Origin of the sequence: Sphingomonas endophytica, from assembly GCF_001476895.1 — a bacterium.
GTDB lineage: Bacteria > Pseudomonadota > Alphaproteobacteria > Sphingomonadales > Sphingomonadaceae > Sphingomonas > Sphingomonas endophytica_A.
The window spans coordinates 12264-29564 of sequence record NZ_LDTB01000016.1 but is presented as its reverse complement, the minus strand read 5'-3'; the positions used below and the strand labels follow the sequence as shown (position 1 = coordinate 29564).

Below are 17301 nucleotides of genomic sequence, written 5' to 3'. Positions count from 1 at the left end.
ATCGTGACCGGCTTTCCATCCCCTTCAGATAGCGCGCCGATCCAGGCGCGCAACGTGCGCCTCGCGCTCGGCCGTCCCCCCGCGCGGGTCGAGATCCTGCACGGCATCGACCTGACCGTCGCGACCGGCGAGACGGTGGCGCTGCTCGGCGCGTCGGGATCGGGCAAGTCGTCGCTGATGGCGGTGCTGGCGGGCCTGGAGCGCCCGACCGGTGGCGAGGTGCGCGTCACCGGACTGGATTTCACGACGCTGGACGAGGATGCGCTGGCGGTCGCGCGGCGCGGGCGGATCGGAATCGTGCTACAGGCCTTCCACCTGCTGCCGACGATGACCGCGCTGGAGAATGTCGCGGTACCGCTGGAACTGGCGGGTGCGCCCGACCCGTTCGAGCGCGCGCAGGCGGAGCTGGCGGCGGTCGGGCTGGCGGCGCGCGTCGATCACTATCCCGCGCAACTGTCAGGCGGCGAGCAGCAGCGCGTCGCGATCGCGCGCGCGCTGGTCGGGCGCCCCGCCCTGCTGTTCGCGGACGAACCGACCGGCAATCTCGATACCGCGACGGGCGCGGCGATCATGGACCTGCTGTTCGCGCGCGCGGTCGAGGCGGGGACGACGATGCTGGTCATCACGCACGACCCGGCGCTGGCCGCCCGGTGCACGCGGGTGGTCGAACTGGCCGACGGGCGCATCGTCGCCGATCGCCGCGCGGCGTGAGCGGCGCGCTCCGCCTCGCGCTGCGCGACCTGCGACGGGGCGGGCGCGGGCTGGCGTTGCTGGCGATGTGCCTGTTCCTGGGCACCGCCGCGCTGGCCGGGATCGGCAGCCTGTCGTCGGCGATGCTTGCCGCACTGGATGCACAGGGACGCAGCATCCTGGGCGGGGATCTGGAGATGGTGGTGTCGCAACGCCGCGCCACCGTGGAGGAACGCGCCGCCTTCGCCGCGCAGGGACCGGTCGCGGAGGTGGTGTCGCTGCGCGCGATGGCGCACGCCGGTACGGACAGCGCGTTGGTCGAGTTGCGCGGCGTCGACGATCGCTGGCCGCTGGTCGGGCGCGTCCGCCTCGCCCCCGGCGCACTCGCCGCACGGCCGCATGGGCGGCAGGCGGCGATCGCGCCGGTGCTCGCCGAGCGGCTGGGCGTGCGCGTCGGCGGGACGATCCGGCTGGGCACGACGCCGTTCCGCGTCATCGGGCTGATCGCCGAGGAGCCGGACCGGCTGGGCGCCGGGTTCGCGCTGGGCGCGCCGGTGCTGGTCGACATGAAGGGGCTGGACGCCAGCGGGCTGCTCCAGCCCGGCAGCCTGTATCGCAGCGGCTATCGTATCGCGTTGCCGCGCGCGGACGCCGCCGCCGGCATCGGCAAGCGGTTGACCGCCCGCTTCGATGGCGCGGGCTGGACCGCGCGTACCACCGACAATGCGGCGCGCGGCGTGCGGGGCGGGATCGCGACGCTCGGGCAGTTCCTGCTGCTGGTCGGGCTGGCGGCGCTGGCGATCGCCGGGGTCGGTGTCGGCAGCGGCGTTTCCGCCTATCTGGCCGCGCGCACGAAGATGATCGCGACGCTGAAGGTGCTGGGCGCGCGATCGACGCTGATCGCGCGGCTGTTCCTGATCGAGCTGGGCCTGGTCGGGGCCGCGGGGATGCTGCCCGGCCTCGCGCTGGGCGCGGCGGTGCCGTGGATCGTGATGCGCGTCGGCAGCAGCGCGCTGCCGATCGCGCCGCGCCTCGCGCTGTATCCGCTGCCGCTGCTGACCGCCGCCGCGCTGGGCGTGCTGGTCGCGCTGCTCTTCGCGCTGCCCGCGCTGGCGCAGGCGCGGCGCGTGCCGGCGGCGACGCTGCTGCGCGATGCGCTGGCCGATCGCGGGCGGCCGTCGTGGCGGGTGCTGGCGGCGATGGCGCTGATCCTCGCGCTGCTGATCGCGCTGGCGGTGCTGTCGGCGAGCGACCCGTCGCTTGCGCTCGGGTTCGTCGCGGCGGTGGCGGGGCTGGTCGTGCTGTTGTGGCTGGTGGGGATCGCGCTGCGGCGGCTGCTCGCGCGCCTGCCGCGTCCGCGTAGCGCCTTGCCGCGACTCGCGCTCGCCAACCTGCACCGGCCGGGCGCGGCGACCGACCGGCTGGTGGTGGCGCTGGGACTGGGCTTCTCGCTGTTCGTCGCGCTGGCGGTGATCGACTCCAGCCTGTCGCGCGAACTCGCCGGCAGCGCACCGTCGCGCGCGCCGCGCTTCTTCGCGGCCGACGTGCCGGCCGACGAGGCCGCGACGTTCCGCGCCGCCGTCCGCCGCGCGGCACCGCGCGCGACGATCGAGGCGGTGCCGTCGCTGCGCGGCGCGATCGTCGCGATCAAGGGCGTGCCGGTCACGCAACTCAAGACGCTGCCCGCCGACGCCTGGGTGTTGCGCGGCGACCGCACCCTCACCTGGTCGGCAACGGTCCCGCCGCGCAATCAGGTCGTCGCCGGCCGCTGGTGGCCAGCCGATTATCGCGGCCCGCCGCTCGTCTCGATCGAGGATCGCGCCGCGCAGGCGCTGGGGCTGAGGATCGGTGACCCGATCACCGTGTCGGTGCTGGGGGTCGACGTACCGGCGCGGATCGCGGCGCTGCGCAAGATCGACTGGCAGGGGCTGGGGCTCAACTTCGCGATCGTCTTCTCGCCGGGCTATATCGAGGAAGCACCGCACAGCCTGCTGGCCAGCATCTACGCACCCGCCGCCCGCGATGCGGCGCTCGCGCGCTCGGTCGCGGCGGCGCTGCCCTCGGTCACACTGATCCGTACCGGCGACGTCATCGGGCAGATCGGCGCGCTGCTGGGGCAGATCGCGCTGGCGGTACGCGTCGCCGCCGCCGTGACCGTGCTGGCCGGGCTGGCGGTGCTGATCGGCGCGGTCGCCGCCTCGGGACGCGCGCGCCGCTACGACGCGGTGGTGCTGAAACTGCTGGGGGGCAGCGGGCGGCAGGTGCTGGCGGCGCAGGCGATCGAATATGCGCTGCTCGCGGCGCTGTTGTCGATGGTCGCGCTGGCGGCGGGGAGCGCGGCGGGCTGGTATGCGGTGACGCGCGTGTTCGACATCGCCTTCCTGCCCGACTGGGCGCGGGTCGCCTGGACGCTGGGCATCGCCAGCCTCCTGACGCTGGGCATCGGGGTGGCCGGCAGCGTGCCGGCGTTGCGCGCGCGGCCGGCGCGGATGCTGCGAACGCTTTGAGGGTAGCGGCGACCGTCGTCAGGCCGCGGCCGGCCCCGCCTCGATCACGTCCAGCACGTTGACGATCAGCGCGCGCATCGTGGCATGCGCGGCCGCCGCATCGCCTGCGACGATCGCATCGCGAACCGCGCGATGTTCGGCGATATTGGCGGTGCGGCCGGACATCTTGTTGGTGAAGCGGATCGAGGTGCGCAGCGCGGTGCTCACCATGTCGCGGAACTGGACGAAGAACGGATTGTTCGATGCGCGCAACACCGCGACGTGAAAGGCGATGTCGGCATCCAGCGTATCGTCCGCTCCGCGTTCCGCCGCTTCCATACGCGCCAGCCCGGCGGAGATCGCCGCCTGCTGCGCCGCGCTGGCGCCACGGGCCGCCAGCGCCGCCGCCTCCGGCTCCACCCCGATGCGCAGCTCGTTGAAATGACGCAGCAGGTCGAGCGACGCCTCCCGCTCCAGCAGCCAGCGCAGCACGTCGGGATCGAGCAGGTTCCACGCCTCTTCGGGACGGACGAACGTGCCCTGCTTGGGCCGCGCGCCCAGCAGTCCCTTGACCGCCAGCATCTTCACCGCCTCACGCGTGACCGAGCGGCTGACGCCATGTTCGCGAACGATATCGGCCTCGTTCGGGAACGGGCGGTCGGCATAGTCGCCGACCACGATCGCGCGGCCCAGCACCTCGTGAAGCCCATAGGTCAGATTGCGACCGAACGTCTGCTGCACCGCCGACTGCTCCCCTCATCACCGACGGCACGGCCGGCACCTCGCGGAACGTACCGCCTGCAACCAGTACCGCCCAGCGGAATCGCGCATGATCCGGTTTTGGATAGGTATGTTGCACTGCCGCACTTGCGGGCGCGCCCTAACCGGACGATATGTCCGCTTTCATCCGACTCGCGGCGCACCCGCGGGCGCTTCACCGTTGCTGGACCGGATACATGGCGCAAGAGGCTGCACATTCGAACGACGATCGCGCCGCGGAAGAGGCCGCCGCGACCGAAGGCGACGCGCCCGCCGCGCCGCGCCGCGCGCTGAGCGGGCGCGCCAAGGCGATCCTGCTGGTCGTGGCGGCGGCGGTGATCGCGGCGCTGGTCATCTGGTATGTCGGCTACAAGACGCATGGCCAGTACCGGCAGGACACCAACGACGCGACCGTCCGCGCCGACATGGTCACGGTCGCCCCGCGCGTCGCCGGCTATGTCGATCAGGTCTATGTGACCGACAATCAGGACGTGCGCGCCGGGCAACCGCTGGTCCGCATCGATCCGCGCACCTCCAATGCGCAGGCCGCGCAGGCCAATGCGCAGATCGCGGTCGCCGAGGCACAGGCCGACGCCGGGCGCGCGCAGGTGAGCGAGCAATATGCCGCGATCGAACAGGCGCGCGCGCAGCTGGCCGCCGCGCGCGACAAGGCCGCGCACGACGCCGCCGAGGTCCGCCGTTATCGCCCGCTGGCCGCGTCGGGCGCGGAGAGCCGCCAGCAGCTCGCGCAGCTGGAGGTGACCGCGCAGCAATCCGCGCAGAACGTCCGCGCGCAGGAAGCGGCGGTGGCGATGCAGCAGCGTCGCGTCGCCGCGCTGGAGATGCAGGTGAAGCAGGGTCTGGCGCAGGCGCAGGCGGCGCGCGCGCAGCAGAGCGCGGCGCAGGTCGATGTCGGCGCGACGCTGATCCGTGCCGCGATCGACGGACGTGTCGGCGACAAGACGGTGCAGGTCGGCCAATATGCCGCCACCGGCACGCGGCTGATGTCGCTCGTCCCGATGGACAAGCTCTATATCGTCGCGAACTTCAAGGAGACGCAGCTGGCGTTGATGCGCATCGGGCAACCCGCCGAGATCAAGGTCGACGCGCTGGAGGGGCTGACGCTGAAGGGCCGGGTCGAGAGCTTCTCGCCGGGCACCGGCGCGCAATTCTCGCTGCTGCCGCCGCAGAACGCGACGGGCAATTTCACCAAGATCACGCAGCGCGTACCGGTGCGGATCGCGCTGGAGGCGACACCGGAGACGCGCCGCCTGCTGGTGCCGGGCCTGTCGGTCGAGGTCACCGTCGATACCATTTCCGCCAAGGACGACCTGGAACGACTGCGCGACCGGCAGCATCAGGCGAACAAGCGGGAACGCTGAACGTGGCCAGCGCCGCCGCCCCTTCGCCTGTCGCTCCCCGCGCCGACCTGCCGGCGGGCGGGGCGGAACGCGCCGATTTTGCCGCGTGGATGGCGGTCGCGGCGGGGACGCTGGGCGCGTTCATGGCGACGCTCGACATCTCGATCGTCAATTCCTCGCTGCCGACGATCCAGGGCGAAATCGGTGCGAGCGGGACGGAGGGAACGTGGATCGCCACCGCGTATCTGGTCGCGGAGATCGTCGTCATCCCGATGGCCGCGTGGTTGCAGCGATTGCTGGGCCTGCGCACCTTCCTGCTGATCGCGGCGGTGCTGTTCACGATCTTCTCGGTGATCTGCGGCGCCTCGACCTCGCTGATGCAGATGATCGTCGGGCGCGTCGGTCAGGGCTTTACCGGCGGAGCGATGATCCCGACCGCGCAGACGATCATCGCACAGCGCCTGCCGCGGTCGCAGCAACCGATCGGCATCGCCGCATTCGGCATGACCGCGATCCTGGGGCCGGTGCTGGGGCCGCTGATCGGCGGCTGGCTGACCGAAAACGTGAGCTGGCACTACGCCTTCTTCCTGAACGTGCCGATCTGCGGCATCCTGATGCTCCTGCTGCTGGTCGGGTTGAAGCACGAACCGTCGCGACTGCACCTGTTCCGCGAGGCGGACTGGCTGGGGATCCTGGGACTGGCGCTGGGGCTGGGCGGGCTGACGGTGTTTCTGGAGGAAGGCCAGCGCGAGCAATGGTTCTCCTCCGAACTGATCCGCTGGATGTTCGCCGTCACCGCGCTGGGCTTCGCGCTGCTGTTCGCCGGGCAGGTGCTGGCGCGCCAGCCGGTCATCAAGCTCAAGCTGCTGCTCGACCGGCAGTTCGGATCGGTGGCGGTGATGGGGCTGGTGCTGGGGATCGTCCTGTACGGCACCTCTTATGCCATCCCGCAGTTCCTGGCCGCGATCGCCAATTACAACGCGCTGCAATCGGGCAAGGTGGTGTTGCTGGCCGGCATTCCCAGCTTCGTGATGATGGCGATCGTCCCGATCCTGCTGGTACGCGTCGACATCCGCGTCGCCGTGGGCGCCGGGTTGCTGATCATGGGCGGGTCGGCGCTGCTGGACTCGCATCTCACGATCGACTCGGTCGGGCACGACTTCACGGCTTCGCAACTGCTGCGCGGGGTGGGGCAGATCCTGGCGATGCTGTTCCTGAGCCAGGCGGCGATCCGCTCGGTCCCGCCGTCCGAGGCGGGCGACGCCTCCGGGCTGTTCAGCGCGATGCGCAACCTCGGCGGCAGCTTCGCGCTGGCCGGGATCGCGATCCTCCAGGATCAGCGATCGTGGTTCCATGCGCGGCGGATCGAGGAGTCGCTGAACGCCAATTCGGTCGGCGTGCAGGATTACATGGCCGCCACCGCCCGCTCGCTGGGCGGCGCGCCGACCGCGCTGCGCGCGCTGGGTCAGCAGATCCAGGGGCAGGCGCTGGTGATGACCTATAACGATATCTTCTGGATCATGGGCATGGGAACGCTGGCGGTATTGCCGCTGGTGCTGTTCCTCCGCCCCCTACCCAAGGGCGCCGCTCCGGCGGCGATGCACTGATGCGCCACGCACTTCCGCTGATCGCCCTCACGCTGCTGGGCGCCTGCACCGTCGGCCCCGATTACAAGGGGCCGCCCGCCGTCGCCTCCGACGCGGCGACGCGCGGCAGCTTCGTCCGCGCGAAGGACGTCGCCTTCACCCCCGCCCCCGGCCTTGCACGCTGGTGGGAAGCGCTGGGCGATGCGACGCTGACCGCGCTGGTCGACGATGCGCTGGCACACAGCCCATCGATCGACGCGGCGGAGGCCAATCTGCGCGCGGCGCAGGCGCAATATCAGCAACAGCGCGCGGCGCGGCTGCCGAGCGTCAGCGCGAGCGCGGTCTATCTCAACGCGCGACTGCCCGGCACCGATCTGGGCGGCGCGCAGCAGGGCGGCGGAGCTGGGGGCGACACGTCGCTCGACTTCTACAATCTGGGCGGCATGGCGTCGTGGGAGCCGGACCTGTTCGGCGGCGGTCGCCGCTCGCTGGAACAGCGCCGCGCCACCACGGAGCAGCGGTTCGCGCAGCTTGCCGACGCGCAGGTCACGCTGTCGGCGCAGGTCGCGCAGGCCTATGTGGCACTGCGCGACGTACAGGCGCGCGCGCGGCTGAACGCGCAGTCCAGCGCGCTGCAACGCCGCCAGCTCGCGCTGATGCAACAGCGTTACGGCGCGGGGACGGTGTCGAAGCTCCAGGTCGAGCGGTTGCAGAACCAGCTCGACACCACCGATGCGCAGACCATCCCGCTTGCCGCGCAGATCGAGGAATATGAGGGCCAGCTCGCGATCCTGACCGGACGGTCGCCCGGCGCGCTCGACGCGACGCTGGCACCTGTGCGGGCGGTGCCGCTACCGCCCGCACAGGTGCCGATCGGCGATCCGGCCGCGCTGATCGCGCACCGGCCCGACATCCGCGCGGCCGAGCGCGCGCTGGCGGCCGGCAATGCGCAGATCGGCGTCGCCACCGCGCGCATGTTCCCTTCGCTCAAGCTGTTCGGCGTCATCGGCCTGGGCGGCTCCGGCATCGGCGACGTGCTCGATCCGTCGAAGCTGGCGACATTGGCCGCGCCGATGCTCAACTGGTCGTTCCTGGATTTCGGGCGCAACCGCGCCGCCGTCCGCCAGTCGGAGGCGCAGCGCGATGCCGCCGCCGCGCAATACCGCCAGACCGTGCTGGAGGCGCTGCAGGATGCCGAGACCAGCCTGTCGCGCTTCGGCAACACGCGCGCGCAGCTGGCGCAATTGCTGCTCGCCCAGCAATCGGCGGCGCGCGCGGCGAACCTCAACGCGCAGCGTGTGGCGGCGGGCACCAGCACGACCTTCGATCAGCTCGATATCGAGCGGCAGCAGCTGTCCGCCGCGATCGGCGTGGCGCAGGCGCGGGCGCAGCTCGCCAACGGCTATATCGCGATCCAGAAAAGCCTCGGCCTGGGCTGGACCGATCCGTCAGCGGGGCGCTAACCCGACCATCAGCAGCGCCAGCGCCTCGCCGAGCAGCGTATCGCGATGCTCGCGATCGACGGTCTTGATCAGGATCGCACCCAGCATCCGCATCGCCAGCAGCAGTTCGTGCGCGCCCAGGCCGGGCGCGAGCGTGCCGTCGCGATGCCCGCGCTCGACCAGCGGCTCCATCATCCGCTCCAGCCGGGCACGCAGGCTGTCGAACGCCGCGCGATTCTCGCCGTCGAGCGGCATGTCGATCGCCAGCCGCGTGAACAACCGCGTGCCCTCCGCCCCCTCGACGACGAGTCGGGTCAGCGCACGATCGAGCGGCAGGGACGGATCGACCAGCCGCCCGAACCGGTCGATCTCGCGCTCGAACACCGCCAGCGCCAGCGCCATGCGATCCTTGAAGTTGCGATAGAAGGTGCCGCGCCCGACGCCGGCGCAGTCCGCCACCTCCTCCAGCGGCACGAAATAGCCCGAGCGCGCGAAACAGATCCGCGCCGCCTCGATCAGCGCGGCGCGACGCGCCAGCGCGTCGCGCCGCATGACGCGGCCGCCCGGGTCAGATTCGCTCATGCCAGGTAAGAGCGCGCGTCAGCGTTCCGAGACGCGGACCGCCACATGGCCGATCTTGCGCGCGAGGCCCGCCGGATCGGTCAGCCGCACATGCCCGACCCGCCATTGCAGATCGCCCTCGCGCCGGGCCTGCTGCAACATGCGGTTGACGTGAACGGAGGTCAGCCCCAGCGCGTCGGCCAGCGTCTCCTGCGTGAGCGGCAGGTCGAATCCGTTGCCATGGACGGTGCCGTTCAGCGTCAGGCGCTCGTACAGTTCCAGCAGCAGGTCGCTGATCCGCTCCTGCGCGTTCAACCGCCCCAGCCGCGTGATCTGCGCCAGCAGGTGCCCCTCGTCCATCGCACGGCTGATGGCATAGGCGACGTGCAGCGGGGTTCCCGGTTCGGCATGCGGCAACGGACAGACCTGTACGTCCGACATCGCCACCACCGTCGACACCGCCAGCGCGTGCGGATGATCGCACGCACCGATCAGATCGCCGGGGAGCAGAAAGCTCAGAAATTGCCGCCGCCCGTCGGGCAACAGGCGCACGCGCGCCGCCCAGCCCGACAGCAGCAGCAGCGGCTGGAGAATCTCCCGCCCCTCGGTCATCAGGTCGCGGCGGACGCGGACGCTGCGCGTTTCCTCCATCGCGGCGACCAGCGCCTCGTGCGCCGCCTGATCGAGCGACGCGAGCGCGCCCAGCCGCGTCAGCGCCGGACTGCGGACCTCGCCGCGTACCTGTCCCCGGATCATTGCACCGTCTCCGAATCACTCAGCCTGCGTACCGCCGCCAGCACATCACCGACCACGAACGGCTTGGGCAGCAAGGGCACATCCCGGAATACATCCGGCAGCGCCCAGTCGTCATAGCCGGTCAGGAACATGAACGGTACGCCCAATTCCCGCAGCCGCTCCGCGACCGGAAAGCACATCGCTGTCCCCAGATTGACGTCCAGCATCGCGATGTCCACTCCATCATGGTCGATCAGGCGCAGCGCATCGGCCACGCTGCCCACCGGGCCCACCACGGTCACCTGTTCCGCCTCCAACGCGCGCTTCAAATCGGAAGCGATGAAATACTCGTCCTCCACGATCAGCAGGCGTTTTCCCGCAAGGCTGATTGGTACGGTCAGTGTGTTTTCCCTTCTTCGTGCAAAGGCAGCGAGATCGAACAGCGCACACCACCGCCCATGAACGTCAGATGGGTGTCGGCTCCGTATTGATAAGGCAACGCCTCTCGGATCAATTCGGTGCCAAATCCCTGACGCTCGGGCGAAATTGCTACTGCCGGCACTCCCCTTTCCACCCAGATAAGGTGAACGCGCGGACCGTCACCACAATCCATATCAGTCGTCCAGCGGATGTCGAGCGACGCCTTGGCCATTTTCAGCGCGCCGTATTTCACCGCGTTGATCGCCAGTTCGTGCACGGCCAGCCCGATCGCCTCCGCCGTCCTGGGCGGAAGCTGCACGTCCGGGCCGTCGATCGTCAGCGCGGCCCCATCCGCCACGCCGACGCTGAGCAGTTCGTCGCGGATCAGATTTTCCAGATCGACCATCCCGCTCGCCGTCTGCGTGACGATCGCCTGCGTGCGTGCCAGCGCGTCGAGCCGGCCGCGGAAATGATCCGCGGCATCCTCCAGCGCGCCCCCCGCCTCCACGGTGCGCGCGAACACCGACCGCACGACCGTCAGGATGTTGCGGACGCGGTGCTGCAACTCGGCGACCAGCCGCCGCTGCCGCTCCTCCAGCAGATGCATGTCGTGCACGTCGGTCGCCGCGCCGAACCATTGTTCGCCGGAGCCGGCGATGTCGCCCACCCGCACCTTACGGCAGAGGTACCAGCGATACTGGCCTTCACGGCCGCGCACACGAAACTGCAGCTCCATCGCTTCGCCGGTCGCATAGGATCGGCGCAGCGCGGTGGTGGTCCGCTCGCGATCGTCGGGATGGACGGCCTTCAACCAGTCAGATGTCTGGCCGTCGTCGGTCATCCCCGTGACCAGTTCCCACTGGCCGTTCGACACCCGGTTCCTGCCATGCGCATCGGTGCGCCAGAGCATGGCCGGGACCAGCGACATGCTCACACGGCGGATCTGCTCGCTTTCGCGCAGCGCCAGTTCGTCGCGCTTGCTGCACAGCGCCTGCACGATCGCGGGGGCCAGTTCCTCCACCGCCAGCTGGTCGATCTCGCGAAATCCGCCGGCGCGATTGCCCAGCCCCAGCACCCCGATCACCTTGCCCTTCCGGTGGAGCGGAACGCCCAGAAACGACTCGAGTTGGGGATGACCGTGCGGCGTGCCGATGCTGTCCGGATGGTCGGCGGGATGGTTGGCGATCACGCTGGCTTCATCGAAGATGACGCGCGCATACAGGCCGTGAAGCTCCAGATGGCTCGGCACCGCCAGCGGCGCCTCTCCCGCCCAGTCGCGGTTGAAGGTCGCCCAGGCCCGGTCGCTGATTGCCAGATCGTGCAACTTGTCGCGCGCCGGGTTGAGCTCCGCCATGAAGCTGAACGACGCGCCGGTCACATCCTCCGCGACCGCCAGACACAATCGGCCCAGCGCTTCTTCGGTCGTCGCCCCCAACGCCTCGTGAAAGATGCGATTGATCGCCTGCAACACCGCGTTCTTGCGCGCCAGTGTTGCCAGCAGATCGGTTTCGTCGTGCGCCTCCGCCCTCACCCGGCCTCCTTGTCCATCCGACGGCTGTGCCGGGACGGGCTGCTATAGGGCAAGGAGAATGACGGCGCGGTTCTCAGATGCAAGCGCGCGTTGGCCGGCGCTTGCTTTGGATCAACGTGTCTCCCCCGCCAGGTAGCGGGCCAGCGGGTCGATCATCTCTTCGGGGATGCGGCGCGCGATCACCGGCATGACGTTCTGCGGCAGACGCGCATCGATCTCCTTGCCGTCGCCCTTCCAGTAACGCAGCCGCGCGGCGATATACCCTGCGCGCTGACCGGTGAGCACCGGCTGCGGCTTCCCGGCGCCGTGGCAGCTCGCGCAGGCCGGGAGCTGCCATTGCGGGAGGCCGCGCTCGACGATGGTGCGCGCGCGGCTATCCATGCCGGCTGTGCCGGGCAGGCCGGGAAGCGCCGCGAAATGGGCCGCCAGCGCGCGCCGTTCCCCGGGCGTCAGCGTCGCGGCGGCATTCGCCATCACCGCACTCGCCCGGCGTCCGTCGGCATAGGCGGCCAGCGCGGCCTCCAGATAGCCCGCGCGCTGCCCGCCCAGGATCGGGATGTCGCGCTGTCCCCGCCCGCGCCCGTCCGCGCCATGACACGCGACGCAGCCCGCCAGCACGTTACTGCCGAGCGCCCGGGCATCGGTGGTGCCCGCTCCTTGCGCCCCCGCGCCGTCGGTCTGCCCGCTGAGCGACCGGTATTGCGCGGGGGTCATGCCCGGCAGGCGACGGACGAAGGCGACCATCCGCCGGATCTCGTCGTCGCGACCCTCCGCCGCCCAGGCGGGCATGCCGGTATATTTCACGCCGTGGCGCAGGATGTAGAAGAGCTGCGCGTCGCTCCACTTCCTGGCATTGACCGACAGATCGGGCGCGGGCGGGGTCGCCTTCTGCATCACGGTTGACGGCCGCTGCCCCGGCGCGCCGTGACAGCTGGCACAAGCGGCGGCGAAATGGCCGGCGGCGCTGACCAATTGCCCCTCGGTGGCGATCGGATCGCTGGGCGAATCGAAGAAGGCGTGCGTCTTCACCGAGTTGCGCATCGTCCAGTGCAGGAACCAGTCGGTGATCGCCCAGTGCCCGGACGAGGCGGCGATGTTGAAGATCCCCGACCAGGCGAACAGCAACCCCGCCGCCGCCAGTCCGGCGAGCGTCGCCAGCACGCGCTTCCATGTCAGCCGGATCGTCATGCCGCCGCGCGCTCCCGCAACAAGGTGCCGAGCAGCGCCAGCCCGCCCAGACAATAGACCGCGCCGCCGACCGTCAGCATGACGACGCCGCCCAACTGCTGATCGGCAACGGCGTCCAGCCCCGGCGCGGGATGCATCGCCATCATCACATAGAGCGGCCGCGACGCCAGCCCGATCAGCGCGCCGAGCAGGGTCATGTGCATCGAGGTGAGCAGCAGCGCCGCCACGCCGCCGGCCGGATGCGCGAGCGCGGCGCGCCACAGCCCGACGCCGACACCGAGGAACATCGCCTGCTCGACCAGCGCGAGCGCGACATGCGTATCGGCCAGTTCGCGCAACGCGGGCGCGTGCCACGCCCAGACGACGACGAACTCGATGGTCGCCCAAGTGAGCGGGCTGCCCGCACCTTGCCCACCGTGGTCGCGAAGGCGGGAGGTGGAGAGCGCCAACACCGGCGCGGCGACCGCCACCGCGCCCATATGCGCCGCCATATGCCCGGTCATCCCCAGCCCGACCAACCCCAGCAGCGTCGAGGCGACCGCCAGCACGATCCCGACCGTCAGCATCACCGGCAGTCCGTCAACATCAGCGCCGGCACCGCGGTGAAGATCACCGCGATGAAGCTCAGCCCCGCCAGCAGAAGCGTCGACATCGCGAGGAAGCGCAGTCGGTCGACATCGGTCCCCTGATCGTGGGGCGCGGGATCGCCCGGCGTGTGCGTCTGCAACCACGCGATCCATCCCGAGGCCAGGATGATCGCCTCCGCCACCACCGTTCCGATCACGAAGGCGACGGTGAAGCGCGGCAGTTCACCCAGCTTGGCGCAACTCACCGCCGCCCAGAGATAGCAGAACAGGAAATGCACCGCCCATACGCTCGGCGGGACGATCAGCGTCCAGAGCGTGACGCGCAATTCGCGGATGCGATGACGAAAGCCCCGCCGCTCGGGGCCGTGCGGCGCCTCGTTCTTCATGCCGCCCCCGGGAACAGGCCGATCGTGGCGTAGGTGACGACCGCCGTCAGCGCCATGAAATGCTGGTAGACGGTGATGTTGCGCACGTCGGCGTCGTATTTCGGCGTCATCTTGCCCGCCATGCTCCGCGCCAGCGTGTAGAGCTGCATGATGGCGCCGACTCCCGAATGCGCGGTGGTCCAGATCACCAATGTCCAGACGATCGCCGGATAGACGTGCAGCTTGGGCGCGAGGCCCGACAGCCACGGCCCGGCCAGCCCCGCCCCGATCGCCGCCAGCGACGCGACCGCGCCCAGCGCCAGCAGCGCGCGCGCCGCGCCAATGGCACCGCGCCGGTTCGTCTCACGCGCACCGATCGTCATCAGCCACCCGGCCAGCGACACCGCCAGCGCCACCATCGGCCAGAACGCCCCCGGCCCGTCCAGCCCCGCGCCGCTCGGCGGGAAATCCTCGTGCCGGGTCCAGAAGAAGTAATAGCCGAACACCAGCCCCGAAAAGGCGGTCGCATCGGCCATCATCGTGATGAACATCGCCCACCAGCCGGGGGCGGAGGAACCGGAGATATAGAGCGGGATCTCAAGCCCGTGGCCGATCGGCTTGCAGTCCTTCTCTGGGATTTCCGCGGTGCCGGTCCACAGCCACCACAGCACCATCGCCAGCGTCACCACCGCGCCGACCAGCGCCGCCCAATAGAGGTGGTAGGTGGTCAGGATGAACACGCTGCCCAGCGCGATCGCGGTCAGCATCGGCTTGATGCTCGGCCCGCCCAGCCGGATCACCTGCACCGGGCGCGCGTCCAGCACGCTGGTGATGATGGTCTCGCGGCGGCCCTCCTCGGCATCGGGCAGGAAGAAGCGGCCCTCGTCGACCTTCTTCACGAAATCCTGCTGGTCCCAGATCGGATAGCGGCTCTCGATCAACGGGACCGAGCGGATGCCCCAATCCTCGTCATCCGGGTGCGCCAGCCATTCGAGGGTGCCGGCATTCCACGGATTGCGGGGCGACTTCTCGCGGCGCGGGCTGAGCGCCAGATCGACGCACACGATCGCCACGCCGGTCGCGAACACCCACGACCCGATCGTCGAGGCCATGTTGAGCCCGCCGATCCCCAGTTCCTCGGGATAGGTGAAGACGCGGCGCGGCATCCCCAGCAGGCCGGAGAAATGCATCGGGAAGAAGGTCAGGTTCGCACCCGCGAACAGGAACCAGAAAGCGGTGCGGCCAAGCCGGTCGGACAGTTTCTTGCCGGTGATCAACGGCCAGTAATAATACAGCCCGCCGAACAACGGGATCAGCGTCCCGCCGATCAGGACGTAATGCAGGTGCGCGACGATGAAATAGGTGTCGTGCGCCTGCCAGTCGAACGGCGCGATCGCCACCATCACGCCGGTCAGCCCGCCGATGACGAAGATCGCGATCGATCCGGTCGCGTAGAGCAGCGGCGTCGACCATATGACGCGCCCCGCCCACAAAGTCGCAATGAACGCGAAGATCTGGATCCCGGTCGGGATCGCCACCGCTTCGGAGGCGGCCGAGAAGAACGCCAGGCTGATTTTCGGCAGCCCGGTCGTGAACATGTGGTGGACCCACAGCCCGAACGACAGGAACGCCGTCCCCACCGCCGCCAGCACGATCCACGGATAGCCGAGCAGATGCCGCTGCGCGAAGGTCGGCACGATCATCGCGAACAGCGCTATCGACGGCAGGAAGACGATATAGACCTCCGGGTGGCCGAAGATCCAGAACAGGTGCTGCCACAGGATCGCGTCGCCGCCCTTGGCCGCGTCGAAGAACGGCCAGCCGAGCAGCCGCTCCATCTCGAACAATATGTCCCCGGCGATCAGCGGCGGGAAGGCGAACAGGATCATGACCGCCACGACCAGGATGTACCAAGCGTAGAGCGGCATCAGGTTCAGCCGCATTCCCGGCGGACGGCATTTGAGGACGCCGACGATCAGCTCGACGGCGGCGGCCACCGACGACACCTCGATGAAGCTGAGCCCCAGCATCCAGATGTCCGCCCCCAGCCCCGACAGGTCGGTGCGGGTCGTGAACGGCGGATACATGAACCAGCCGCCATCGGGCGCGACGTTGAAGAAGATCGAGCCGGAGACGAACACGCCGCCGATCAGGAAGCTCCAGTAACCGAACGCGGACAGGCGCGGGAACGGCAGGTCGCGCGCACCCAGCAATTGCGGCAGCAGGATGATCGAGACCGCCTCGAACATCGGCACCGCGAACAGGAACATCATCATCGACCCGTGCAGCGTGAACAGCTGGTTGAAGGTCGCAGGGCTGACGATGTCGTTGTTCGGAACGGCGAGCTGCGCGCGAATGATCATCGCCAGCACGCCCGCGAACAGCATGAAGCCGAACGCGGTCAGCGTGTACCACACGCCGACACGGTTGTTGTTGGTATCCGTCCAGCGGAAGAAGAAGCCCTGCGGCGGCTTCCACACCGCGCGCAGCCGTTCTTCCTGCGCGGCGCGAAGCGCGGGGTCGTCCTGCGCGTGGAGGCTCATCGACGTTGCTCCAGCCAGCGCGCGATCGTCGCGGCATCCGTTTCGGTCATTTGCGGGTATGCGGGCATCCGCGCGCCGGGTTTCACCTGCGGTGCGTTGCGGATGAAGCGCACGAGATGGGCGTGCGTCAGCTTCTGCATCCCCGCGCCCAGCGACGGCCGGCTGCCGAGATGCGTCAGGTCCGGCCCGATCGTGCCATTCGCCACCCCCGCCACCCCGTGGCAGCCGCCGCAGCCGTTGGCGGTGAACAGCCGGGCGCCCTCACCGCCGCGAAACGCGGGCGTGCGCCGCGACGCCAGCCAGGCGTCGAACGCGGCCGGCTCCATGGCGACGACCTCGAACGCCATCAGCGCGTGGCTCAACCCGCAGAATTCCGCGCACTGCCCGCGAAAGCGTCCGGCGCGCGTGGCATGGACGACCAGCCGGTTGGTGCGCCCCGGCACCATGTCGACCTTGCCGGCCAGCCCCGGCACCCAGAAGCTGTGGAGGACGTCGCCCGCCTCCAGCAGCAGTTCGACGTCGCGCCCGACCGGTATGCGGAGTTCGTTGGAATCGTCGATCGCGGGCTGGCCGGGCGGCTGATAGCGGACGCGCCACCAGAATTGCTCCCCGGTGACGGTGACGCGCAGGTCGCCCGGCTGCACCTTGATCGGGCGCATCGCGGGCAAGGTGGCGATCAGCAGCGTCAGCAGCACGACGGTCGGCACCACGCCGCCCGCCCACAACACCAGGCGCATTCCCTGCCGGTGCGTCAGCGCATCCTCGCGGCTGCGCTGCGCCATGAACATGAGCGTGCCGACGCCCGCCGCGATCACCACGGCGCCCAGCACCATCCATCCGGTCAACCCGGCCAGCCATGCGGCCTCCGTCCCGAATGTATTGAACGCCGATTGCCGCCCCGACCCGAAAATAACCGCCCCCTGCCCTAACCTGCAGCAAAGGTCCGGCGCGGTCGCTTTGTTCCTTCGTAACGGTTACGTTATGTTGCTACGCCTGCCGGCATCCAGACGCGCGGTTCTTCGCAAGAAGGACGAAGGGGAGGGCCAG

The 17301-nt window shown here is 69.8% G+C and carries 15 protein-coding genes; 5 read left to right on the top strand and 10 right to left on the bottom strand.

Going from position 1 to position 17301, the window contains the following annotated elements:
- Positions 1-3: 3 nt before the first annotated feature.
- Both NS334_RS06900 and NS334_RS06895 read left to right on the top strand, forming a co-directional pair.
- Positions 4-711, top strand: coding sequence for an ABC transporter ATP-binding protein (locus tag NS334_RS06900; RefSeq protein WP_058755238.1), 708 nt, complete (start codon positions 4-6; stop codon positions 709-711).
- Positions 708-3197, top strand: coding sequence for an ABC transporter permease (locus NS334_RS06895; protein WP_058755237.1), 2490 nt, complete (start codon positions 708-710; stop codon positions 3195-3197). The genes NS334_RS06900 and NS334_RS06895 overlap by 4 nt, the downstream gene beginning before the upstream one ends.
- 18 nt (positions 3198-3215) lie before the next feature.
- Here the strand turns inward: NS334_RS06895 and NS334_RS06890 are convergent, their stop codons facing one another.
- Positions 3216-3917, bottom strand: coding sequence for a FadR/GntR family transcriptional regulator (locus NS334_RS06890; protein ID WP_058755236.1), 702 nt, complete (start codon positions 3915-3917; stop codon positions 3216-3218).
- Between the two features lie 215 nt (positions 3918-4132).
- On the opposite strand from NS334_RS06890, the gene NS334_RS06885 reads away from it, so the two are divergent.
- From NS334_RS06885 to NS334_RS06875, 3 genes are read left to right on the top strand one after another with little or no spacing between them, the layout of a single operon-like run.
- Positions 4133-5317 (top strand): HlyD family secretion protein, encoded by a 1185-nt coding sequence (locus tag NS334_RS06885; protein WP_083500304.1) that lies wholly within the window; start codon positions 4133-4135, stop codon positions 5315-5317.
- A 2-nt stretch (positions 5318-5319) separates the two neighbouring features.
- Positions 5320-6903 (top strand): MDR family MFS transporter, encoded by a 1584-nt coding sequence (locus tag NS334_RS06880; RefSeq protein WP_058755235.1) that lies wholly within the window; start codon positions 5320-5322, stop codon positions 6901-6903.
- A complete protein-coding gene (locus NS334_RS06875) occupies positions 6903-8345 on the top strand; it encodes an efflux transporter outer membrane subunit (protein WP_058755234.1) in 1443 nt (480 codons plus the stop codon). Before NS334_RS06880 ends, NS334_RS06875 begins: the two co-directional genes overlap by 1 nt.
- On the opposite strand, the gene NS334_RS06870 is transcribed toward NS334_RS06875, so the two are convergent.
- The 9 genes from NS334_RS06870 to coxB form a co-directional block, all read right to left on the bottom strand.
- On the bottom strand, positions 8331-8906 hold the full coding sequence (locus NS334_RS06870) for a TetR/AcrR family transcriptional regulator (protein ID WP_083500303.1): 576 nt from the start codon (positions 8904-8906) through the stop codon (positions 8331-8333). The two genes, NS334_RS06875 and NS334_RS06870, sit on opposite strands and share 15 nt — an antisense overlap.
- A gap of 18 nt (positions 8907-8924) precedes the next feature.
- Positions 8925-9641 carry a Crp/Fnr family transcriptional regulator gene (locus NS334_RS06865; RefSeq protein WP_058755232.1) on the bottom strand — a complete coding sequence of 239 codons (717 nt, stop codon included), beginning with the start codon at positions 9639-9641 and terminating at the stop codon, positions 8925-8927.
- The gene (locus tag NS334_RS18595; protein WP_058755231.1) at positions 9638-9979 is read right to left on the bottom strand and encodes a response regulator; all 342 of its coding nucleotides are present in this window, start codon (positions 9977-9979) and stop codon (positions 9638-9640) included. Before NS334_RS18595 ends, NS334_RS06865 begins: the two co-directional genes overlap by 4 nt.
- Before the next feature lie 38 nt (positions 9980-10017).
- Positions 10018-11571: a sensor histidine kinase gene (locus tag NS334_RS06855; RefSeq protein ID WP_058755230.1), complete on the bottom strand. Its 1554-nt coding sequence runs from the start codon at positions 11569-11571 to the stop codon at positions 10018-10020.
- Positions 11572-11682: 111 nt separating this feature from the next.
- Positions 11683-12759, bottom strand: a complete 1077-nt coding sequence (locus NS334_RS06850; protein ID WP_058755229.1) for a c-type cytochrome — start codon at positions 12757-12759, stop codon at positions 11683-11685.
- Positions 12756-13325, bottom strand: a complete 570-nt coding sequence (locus NS334_RS06845; protein WP_058755251.1) for a cytochrome c oxidase assembly protein — start codon at positions 13323-13325, stop codon at positions 12756-12758. Before NS334_RS06845 ends, NS334_RS06850 begins: the two co-directional genes overlap by 4 nt.
- The gene (locus tag NS334_RS06840; protein WP_058755228.1) at positions 13325-13732 is read right to left on the bottom strand and encodes a hypothetical protein; all 408 of its coding nucleotides are present in this window, start codon (positions 13730-13732) and stop codon (positions 13325-13327) included. The genes NS334_RS06845 and NS334_RS06840 overlap by 1 nt, the downstream gene beginning before the upstream one ends.
- Entirely contained in the window at positions 13729-16254 is a 2526-nt protein-coding gene (locus NS334_RS06835) for a cbb3-type cytochrome c oxidase subunit I (protein ID WP_058755227.1), read from the bottom strand. The genes NS334_RS06840 and NS334_RS06835 overlap by 4 nt, the downstream gene beginning before the upstream one ends.
- Complete coding sequence (gene coxB / locus NS334_RS06830; protein ID WP_241491844.1) at positions 16251-17099, bottom strand: cytochrome c oxidase subunit II; 849 nt, start codon at positions 17097-17099, stop codon at positions 16251-16253. Before coxB ends, NS334_RS06835 begins: the two co-directional genes overlap by 4 nt.
- Positions 17100-17301: the final 202 nt, after the last annotated feature.